The following is an 8395-nucleotide window of genomic DNA, read 5'->3' as shown; positions in this document are numbered from 1 at the left end:
TGGTCCTCGAACACCAGCTGCTCACCGCCGAGCAACTGGAAGAGCTCCTCAGCCCGCAACGCCTGGCCAACCTCAGCAAGTAGTCCCTCAACTAAGGACCCCCCATGACACAGCCCCAACAGGACACTGCCCCACAACAGCAGGCCATCACCGACCACACCATCCCTGCGCACGCGCACGCCTCCGAAGCCACCCTCCACCGCGAGGACGAGGGCTACCACAAGGGGCTCAAGCCCCGGCAGGTCCAGATGATCGCCATCGGCGGCGCGATCGGGACCGGCCTCTTCATGGGCGCCGGCGGCCGGCTTGCCACCGCCGGTCCGGCCCTCATCATCAGCTACGCGGTGTGCGGCTTCTTCGCCTTCATGATCCTGCGCGCCCTCGGCGAGCTCGTGATGCACCGCCCCTCGTCGGGATCGTTTGTCTCCTATGCCCGTGAGTTCTTCGGCGAAAAGGCCGCGTTCGTCACCGGCTGGCTGTACTGGCTGAACTGGGCGATGACCGCCATCGTGGACATCACCGCCGTCGCGCTTTACATGAACTTCTTCAAGAAATACTGGGCACCCATTGCGGACGTTCCCCAATGGGTGTGGGCGCTGACGGCCCTGGTCCTGGTGCTCGGCCTGAACCTGATCTCCGTCAAGGTCTTCGGCGAACTGGAGTTCTGGTTCGCGCTTATCAAGGTGGTGGCGCTGGTGACCTTCCTGGTGGTGGGCATCTACTTCGTCATCTTCGGCACGCCGGTGGACGGCCAGCAGGTGGGCTTCAGCCTGATCGCGGACAACGGCGGCATGTTCCCCAACGGGCTGCTGCCTGCCATTGTGGTGATGCAGGGAGTGGTGTTCGCCTACGCTTCGATCGAGCTGATCGGCACCGCGGCCGGCGAAACCGAGAACCCGGAAAAGATCATGCCCAAGGCCATCAACACGGTGATCTTCCGGATCGCGGTGTTCTACGTCGGCTCCCTGGTGCTGCTTTCCCTGCTCCTGCCGTACACCGCGTACAAAGCCGGCGAAAGCCCGTTCGTCACCTTCTTCGGCTCCATCGGCGTCGAAGGCGTGGACGCCATCATGAACCTGGTGGTCCTCACGGCGGCGCTGTCCTCGCTCAACGCCGGCCTGTACTCCACCGGCCGCATCATGCGTTCCATGTCCGTCACCGGCTCCGCACCGAAGTTCGCGTCCCGCATGAACAAGGCCGGCGTCCCCTACGGCGGTATTGCACTGACCGCGGCTGTGGCCGTCCTCGGTGTGGTGCTGAACGCCATCGTTCCTGCCGAAGCCTTCGAAATCGTCCTGAACGTGGCATCCCTGGGCATCATCAGCACCTGGGCCGTGATTGTGCTGTGCCAGATGCAGCTGGCCCGGCTGGCCAGGCGCGGCGAACTCCTCCGCCCGGCATTCCGGATGCCCGGCGCGCCCGTGACCGGCTGGATCACGCTGGCCTTCCTGCTGGCAGTGCTGGTCCTGATGGCCTTCGACTCCCCCGTGGGAACCTGGACCATCGCCTCGCTGGTGATCGTGGTTCCGGCGCTCATGCTGGGCTGGCGCCTCTGCCGGGACCGGGTCCTGGAGCTGGCCGCAGTCCGCGACGGCTTCACCGGCCCCTACCCGCTGGTCGCCAACCGCCCAGGCCCGGGCGCTGGCCCGGGCGCTGGCCAGGGTTCAGGCTCGGGCTCGGGCTCGGGCTCGGGCTCGGCCGGCAAGAGCTAACCACTCCCTCCACCCACGCATCCTGGTAGCGCGAACGGACACTTGCGGCCCCAAAATCTTCGGATTCAAGGGCCGCAAGTGTCCGTTCGCGCTGGTGTGTGGCTGCTCGTGAATCGGTAGCATGAAGCCATTGCGGGCAGTTCCATCACCAGCGAGGGTCCTGGCACTCCGGGACCGGGGAAGAGGTAGCTCATGTCAGGATCCAAACTTGCGGTGGTGGGAGCCGGAAGCGTCGGCACCTCACTCGCGTACGCCGCCCTGATCCGGGGTTCGGCCAGCAATATCGCCCTGTTCGACGTCAATGCCCTCAAAGCGGAGGCTGAGGTCCTGGACCTCGCCCACGGCACCCAGTTCGCCGCGGCTGCCGCCACCGTCACCGGCGGCGGAGACATCGCCGTGACGGAAGGCGCCGACGTCGTGGTGATCACGGCGGGCGCGAAGCAGGCGCCGGGCCAAACCCGCCTGGACCTGGCCGGGACCAACGTCCGCATCCTGGAGCAGCTCATGCCACAGCTGCTCCAGCGTGCCCCGGACGCCGTCTATGTCCTGGTCACCAACCCCTGCGACGTTCTCACCGTGGCGGCGCGACAGATCTCGGGGCTGCCGGCGGAACGTGTTTTCTCCTCCGGCACCGTGCTGGACACGTCGCGGCTGCGCTGGCTGCTGGCCCGCCGTGCCGGCGTCTCCGTGGCCAGCGTCCATGCCAGCATGGTGGGCGAGCACGGCGACACGGAGTTCCCGGTGTGGTCCGGGGCCACGATCGGCCCCGTCCCCATCCGGGACTGGGAAGTGGACGGCGAACGGGTATTCACTGCGGATTACCTCACCGAGACGGCCCGCGAAGTGACGCAGGCGGCCTACAAGGTCATCGCCGGCAAGGGTGCAACCAACTACGCGATCGGCCTCTCCGGCGCGCGGATCGTGGAAGCCTTGCTCCGGGACGAGAACGCCGTGCTGCCCGTGTCCACCGTGCTGGACGGCCCTTACGGCATCTCCGGCGTGGCGCTGTCCCTTCCCAGCATCGTGGGGCGCGGCGGCGTGCACCGAGTGCTTCACACGCCCATGGACGACGGCGAACTGGCAGCCCTGCAGCATTCCGCCGACACGCTGCGGAACACGATGGGCACGTTGGGAATCCAGACAGCGTAATGCAACGCCGCCGCAACCCTTCGGAGCCCCGGTTCGCATATGCTCAGCTGAGAAGTTCACGCTGGCTCAACGACGAACCACCACAGGAGAAACGCTCATGACCACCTGGCGGATCAGGGATTTCCACTCGGCCGACCTTGACGGCATCCTGCACCTCTGGGAATCCCTCAAGGCCACCAACGTCGAGCCCGTCTACGCGCTCTCCGAGGTCCTGGCCTCCTGCGAAAAAGACCACGCCGTGGTGGCCGTGCAGGGCGATATGGTGGTGGGCGCCGCCGTCGGACGCGCCGCGCACGACCAGGGCTGGATCGTCTTCCTGGCAACCCTCCCCGAATACCGCGGGCGGGGGATCGGCACGTCGCTGCTGGCCGCCGTCGAAAACCGGATGGCCCCGCACGGGCTGAACAAGCTGTCCGCGCTGATGCCGGAGTCCGAAACGCGGGTGGAGGCCTTCCTCAGCCGCGGCTTCGTGCTCAAGAAAAACCTGCGGTACTTCGAACGGACCATTCCCGTCCAGCGCCAGGAGCTTGAACCCCTGGGCCTCCTCGGCGGCCGCATCCTGGCCCGCGACCTCTGGGAAAACGTGGCCGGCATGCGCAACGAGAAGGAACTCCTGGAACGCCGGCTGGTGCTCCCTCTTGCCGAGGCGGACCTGGCGGACGAATTCGGCGTGGTGCCGCCCCGGGCCGTCGTCCTCTTTGGCCCTCCCGGTACCGGCAAAACAACGTTTGCGAAGGCCATCGCGTCCCGGCTCGAATGGCCGTTCGTGGAAGTATTCCCCTCCCGGCTCGCGGCCGACCCCAAGGGCCTGGCCGGTGCGCTCCGCGAGACCTTCCTGGAGATCGCCGAGCTGGAACATGCCGTGGTGTTCATAGACGAGGTGGAGGAGATTGCGTCCCAGCGCTCGGGTGAGCCGCCGTCGCCGCTGCAGGGCGTCACCAACGAACTCCTCAAGATCATCCCGGCCTTCCGCGAGCAGCCCGGCCGCCTGCTGGTCTGCGCCACCAACTTCATCCGCGCCCTGGACACCGCCTTCCTGCGCCACGGCCGGTTCGACTACGTCATCCCCATCGGCCTGCCCGACCGGCAGGCGCGGGAGGCCATGTGGCAGCGGTTCATTCCGGCCAGCGTGGTGGACGACGTGGACGTGGAGCTGCTGGTGGACCGTACTGAGGGATTCTCCCCCGCGGACATTGAGTACGCGGCCCGGAGCGCCTCCCAGCGTGCACTGGAAAAGGCAGTGTACGACGACGGCGGGCTGGCTTCCGGGGGCACCGCATCGGTCCGCGAAGCCGTCCGGAAGGGTCCCGCCACGCAGGACTACCTCGACGCGATTGCTGACACCCGGACGACGGTAAGCAAGGAGGTCCACCAGGACTTCCTTGAGGACATCGACTCGCTGGGCCGGGTGTAAGGGCCGGGTTGATTCTGTTCCTCACTGTTGTCAGCGGCATCGCCTGGACGGCGGTGTACGTTGAGGCAATCCGGGTCGGATTCCGGGACCGGAGCTATGCGATCCCGGCGGCGGCACTGGCGCTGAACTTCGCATGGGAAGCCATCTATGCCTCGCGTTCCGCGGCAACAGCAGTCTCCGTCCAGGGCGTGTTCAACATCGTGTGGGCTCTGGCAGACGTCGCCATCCTGTACACGTTCTTCAGGTTCGGCCGGGCCGAGCTCCCCGCGTGGGTGACGCGGAAACTCTTCCTGGGCTGGGCTCTGCTCCTGGGGGTCACCGCCTTTGCCGTGCAGCTGCTGTTTGTCGCGGAGTTCGGCTGGGATGCGGCGGCGCGCTACTCGGCCTTCCTGCAGAACCTGCTGATGTCCGGGTTGTTCATCGCCATGTTCGCCGCCCGCGGGGGCGCACGGGGCCAGTCCCTGCTCATCGCCGTGGCCAAGTGGATCGGAACTCTGGCACCCACCATCGTGTTCGGCTGGTTCGGCCACTCGCCCCTGGTTCTGGGGGTCGGCGCCCTCTGCAGCGTCTTCGATCTCGTGTACATCGGCTTGATGTTGCGGGCGCGGAGCAGGCGGTGTGGAGCCGCTGCTCCCGCCGGTACTCTTTGAGCCATGTCCAACAATCCCCTCCGGCATGCCATGGCCCCCGCATGGGCGGCCGCGACCCGCACGAACGGCATCGGGCAGCAACGCCGCTGGAACTGTTCTTTGACCTGACGTTCGTGATTGCGTTCGGGGTGGCCGGGACCCAGTTCGCCCACGAAATCGCCGAGGCCCACTACGGTGCCGGCCTGCTGGGCTTCTCCTTCTCGATGTTCGCCGTGATCTGGGCCTGGATCAACTTCACCTGGTTCGCGAGCGCCTATGACACCGACGACTGGGTCTTCCGCGTGGTCACCATGGTCCAGATGCTGGGCGTACTGGTTCTGGCCATGGGCATCGAGCCCCTGTTCCACTCCCTCGTGGAGGGCCGCCATGTGGACAACGCCGTGATCGTGGCCGGCTACGTGATTATGCGCCTTGCCCTGGTGTTCCAGTGGCTGCGTGCCGCGCGGCAGGACCCGGCCCGCCGCCAGACATGCCTCCGCTACGCGACGTACCTTGGTGTGGTGCAGCTCGGCTGGATCGCAGTGCTGATCATCCAGGCGGACGTACTCCCGACCATCCTGATGACCGTTCCGCTCTACGCCCTGGAGATGGCGACCCCCTACGTGGCGGACGTTCACTGCGGACCCCCTGGCATGCGCACCACATCGCCGAACGCTACGGCCTGCTGGCCATCATCGCCCTCGGCGAATGCCTGATCGGTGCCATCGAAACGCTGCGCGCCATCGTGGCCCACCATGGCTGGAGCGTGGACGCGGCGATGGTGGGCTTCAGCGGAACGGCACTGGCCTTCGCGATGTGGTGGATCTACTTCATCCTGCCCGCCGGCCGCGCCCTGCACCTCCAGCGGCACCGTTCCTTCTTCTTCGGGTACGGGCACATCCCCATCTTCGCTGCCATCGCGGCCACCGGCGCCGGCCTGCACGTGGCGGCCTACTTCATCGACCATGTGGCGCACATCAGCGCCGCGGTGGCAGTGGCCAGCATCGCCGTCCCCGTGGCATTGTTCAAAGTCTCCCTGACCTGGCTTTACAGCGTCATGATCTGCGCGGACCGCACGGTCATTGCCGTGGCAGCGGGAGTCCTCGCGTCGCTGGCGGCCAGCGTTGGCCTGGCCGCCGCCGGCGTCTCGGTGCCTGTCTGCATGCTCGTGATCGTGCTGGTACTCGGCGCGTCGATTGTGATCGATGAGAGGCGCGGCGCCGGCAAGATGAACGCAGCACTGGAGCGCCTGGAACGGGCGTCTGCAACAGGCCCGGCCCGCAACGGGTGACCTTCGGCCCTTCAGCCGCATCGCTGCGGCCTGCCAGAGTGGGAGCCAACCCCAAGAAACCCGGGGCATTAAGGCGGCAGGCATGGACAGCGTTGTCAGCACCACGAACGGCCAGCTGCGCGGCAGCGCGGACGGCGGCGTGCACCGTTTCCTGGGCGTCCCGTACGCGGCGCCGGCGTCCGGCGCGAACCGGCTCCGCCCGCCACAGCCGGTCCAGCCCTGGACCGACGTCCGCGACGCCACCCGGTACGGCGCAGCCCCGTTCCAGCTGGCTCCACCGGAAAGCGCCGGCACGGAGTGGGACACCGGGCTGGCGGGTGAGGACTGCCTGAACCTCAACATCTGGACACCGGACCCGGGCGGCTCGGGCCTGCCGGTCATGGTCTGGATCCAGGGCGGCGCGTTCGAAATCGGTTCGACGGCGGCGTACGACGGCCGGAACTTCGCCCGTGACGGGGTCGTATGTGTGGTGATCAACTGGCGGGTGGGCGCGGACGGATTCCTGGACCTTGGCGACGGGCAGGCCAACGTCGGCCTCCTCGACCAGGTCGCTGCCCTGGAGTGGGTCCGCGGGAACATTGCAGCCTTCGGCGGCGATCCCGGCAACGTCACAGTCTTCGGCCAGTCGGCGGGTGCCATGAGCATCGGCGTCCTTCTCTCGATGCCGCGTGCGGAAGGATTGTTCCGGCGGGCCATCCTGCAAAGCGGGGCAGCCCACCATGCGATCCCCACCGGGACCGCCCAGAGAATCGGCGGGTTCCTTGCCGGGAAGCTGGGGGTTCCGCCAACCCGGGAGGCCCTGGCAGCGGTGCCCGCCCCGCAATTCCTCGCGGCGCAGGCGGAGTTGAAGGCGGATCTCTTTGCCGACCCCGACCCGGCACGCTGGGGACAGGAAGTGCTGTCCAGCTCGATGCTCTGGCAACCGACAGTCGACGGCGACGTCATTCCACGGCGCCCCATCGAACGGATCGCGGCCGGCGCCGCGTCCACGGTGGACGTTATGGTCGGCACCAATACCGAGGACTGGAAGCTGTTCCTTGCCATCACCGGTGTCATTTCGAAGGTCTCGGAGCAGGACCTGGTGGAATCGAGGAGCGTGGACGGCTTCCCGCCCATTGGGGCATACGGTCTTCCCGCCGGGACGGCATACCGCGAGTACCGCGCCCATTATCCGGACAGTTCTCCCGGCGACGTGCTCGCGGCCGTGGAAACCGACTTGTGGGTGCGGCTACCGGCCATCCGCCTGGCCGATGCCCGCGCAACGTCGGCCACCTCAGCGCGTACGTTCATGTACGAGTTCGCCTGGCCCGCCCCCGGCCTCGGCGCGGTCCATGCCGTGGAAGTGCCGTTCGTCTTCGGCACCCTGGACAAGCACTCCAGGCTGTTCGGACCGCTGCTCGGGGCGGATCCGCCGCAGGAACTGGCCGATGCCATGCATGCCGCCTGGGTTTCGTTCGCCGCCACCGGCGATCCCGGCTGGCCGGACTACGGCCTCGAACGCAGGGCCACGATGCTTTTCAACATCGATTCCAGCCTGGTGTACGACCCCCGGGCGTGGGAGCGCGAACTGTGGGCGGACGTCCGCTAGGACTCGTAGGAGAGGTTCTCGTAGTCGGTGTCGTCCGCCTCGTCCAGGCGGTCGTCCAGTTCCTCGAGCAGCCACGGGTTTACCCGGGCCAGGATCTTGCGGACTTCCTCGACCGGGACGGCATCGTAAAGCACCGGCCTGGCCTCGTCGTAGCGGGTAATCGGCGGCTTGTCCGGCCATTTCTCGGCCAGGGCCTTGACGCGTTCAGGCAGTGAGTTGTGCGCGTTGTCCGCGATTTTGACCAGCGTGGCATCGTGGTCCTCGGCAATGAACCGGATGCCGGCCTGGTAATCGTCCGGGTTATCGTGCAGCCGTTTGGTGACGCGCTCAATGATGCCCACGGCGCGTTCGGAGACGCCCATGTCCAGCAGTGCCTGCCGGGTGATCGGGGTGTCCTCGGCAATATCGTGCAGGTAGCCGGCAATCCGGATGTCGTCGTCGAAATCCGCCAGGGCGTCGCCGACGGCGAGGACATGTTCGCGGTACGGCCGCTTGAGCTTGTCCTTCTGACGGTTGTGCGCCACTTCGGCGAGGACCTTGGCCGTCTCAACAGTGAATCGTGGCTGGGGGACGCTTGCGTCCGTGGTTCCTGTGTCTGGCATGGTTCCAGCC

8 protein-coding genes are annotated in these 8395 nt (G+C 67.0%); 7 read left to right on the top strand and 1 reads right to left on the bottom strand.

The genetic code is table 11. The annotated features are described in order from the left end of the window. Nucleotides 1-104 precede the first annotated feature (104 nt). From PV761_RS13265 to PV761_RS13235, 7 genes are all read left to right on the top strand, one after another. Nucleotides 105-1712, top strand: a complete 1608-nt coding sequence (locus tag PV761_RS13265; protein ID WP_347897374.1) for an amino acid permease — start codon at nucleotides 105-107, stop codon at nucleotides 1710-1712. Between the two features lie 192 nt (nucleotides 1713-1904). Then, nucleotides 1905-2861, top strand: coding sequence for an L-lactate dehydrogenase (locus PV761_RS13260; protein ID WP_347897372.1), 957 nt, complete (start codon nucleotides 1905-1907; stop codon nucleotides 2859-2861). A 97-nt stretch (nucleotides 2862-2958) separates the two neighbouring features. Then, entirely contained in the window at nucleotides 2959-4275 is a 1317-nt protein-coding gene (locus PV761_RS13255; RefSeq protein ID WP_347897370.1) for a GNAT family N-acetyltransferase, read from the top strand. 8 nt (nucleotides 4276-4283) lie between these two features. Next, on the top strand, nucleotides 4284-4925 hold the full coding sequence (locus PV761_RS13250) for a hypothetical protein (protein WP_347897368.1): 642 nt from the start codon (nucleotides 4284-4286) through the stop codon (nucleotides 4923-4925). A 41-nt stretch (nucleotides 4926-4966) separates the two neighbouring features. After that, nucleotides 4967-5620 (top strand): low temperature requirement protein A, encoded by a 654-nt coding sequence (locus tag PV761_RS13245; RefSeq protein WP_347897366.1) that lies wholly within the window; start codon nucleotides 4967-4969, stop codon nucleotides 5618-5620. After that, nucleotides 5542-6195: a low temperature requirement protein A gene (locus PV761_RS13240; RefSeq protein ID WP_347897382.1), complete on the top strand. Its 654-nt coding sequence runs from the start codon at nucleotides 5542-5544 to the stop codon at nucleotides 6193-6195. Before PV761_RS13245 ends, PV761_RS13240 begins: the two co-directional genes overlap by 79 nt. Before the next feature lie 82 nt (nucleotides 6196-6277). Then, nucleotides 6278-7783, top strand: a complete 1506-nt coding sequence (locus PV761_RS13235) for a carboxylesterase/lipase family protein (RefSeq protein ID WP_347897364.1) — start codon at nucleotides 6278-6280, stop codon at nucleotides 7781-7783. Here PV761_RS13235 and PV761_RS13230 read toward each other — a convergent pair. After that, nucleotides 7780-8385, bottom strand: a complete 606-nt coding sequence (locus PV761_RS13230) for an HD domain-containing protein (protein ID WP_028271499.1) — start codon at nucleotides 8383-8385, stop codon at nucleotides 7780-7782. The genes PV761_RS13235 and PV761_RS13230 overlap by 4 nt on opposite strands. Nucleotides 8386-8395: the final 10 nt, after the last annotated feature.

Source organism: Arthrobacter sp. CC3, from assembly GCF_039907775.1.
In the GTDB taxonomy this organism is placed as follows: Bacteria; Actinomycetota; Actinomycetes; order Actinomycetales; family Micrococcaceae; genus Arthrobacter.
This window is presented reverse-complemented; position numbering and strand designations above follow the sequence as displayed.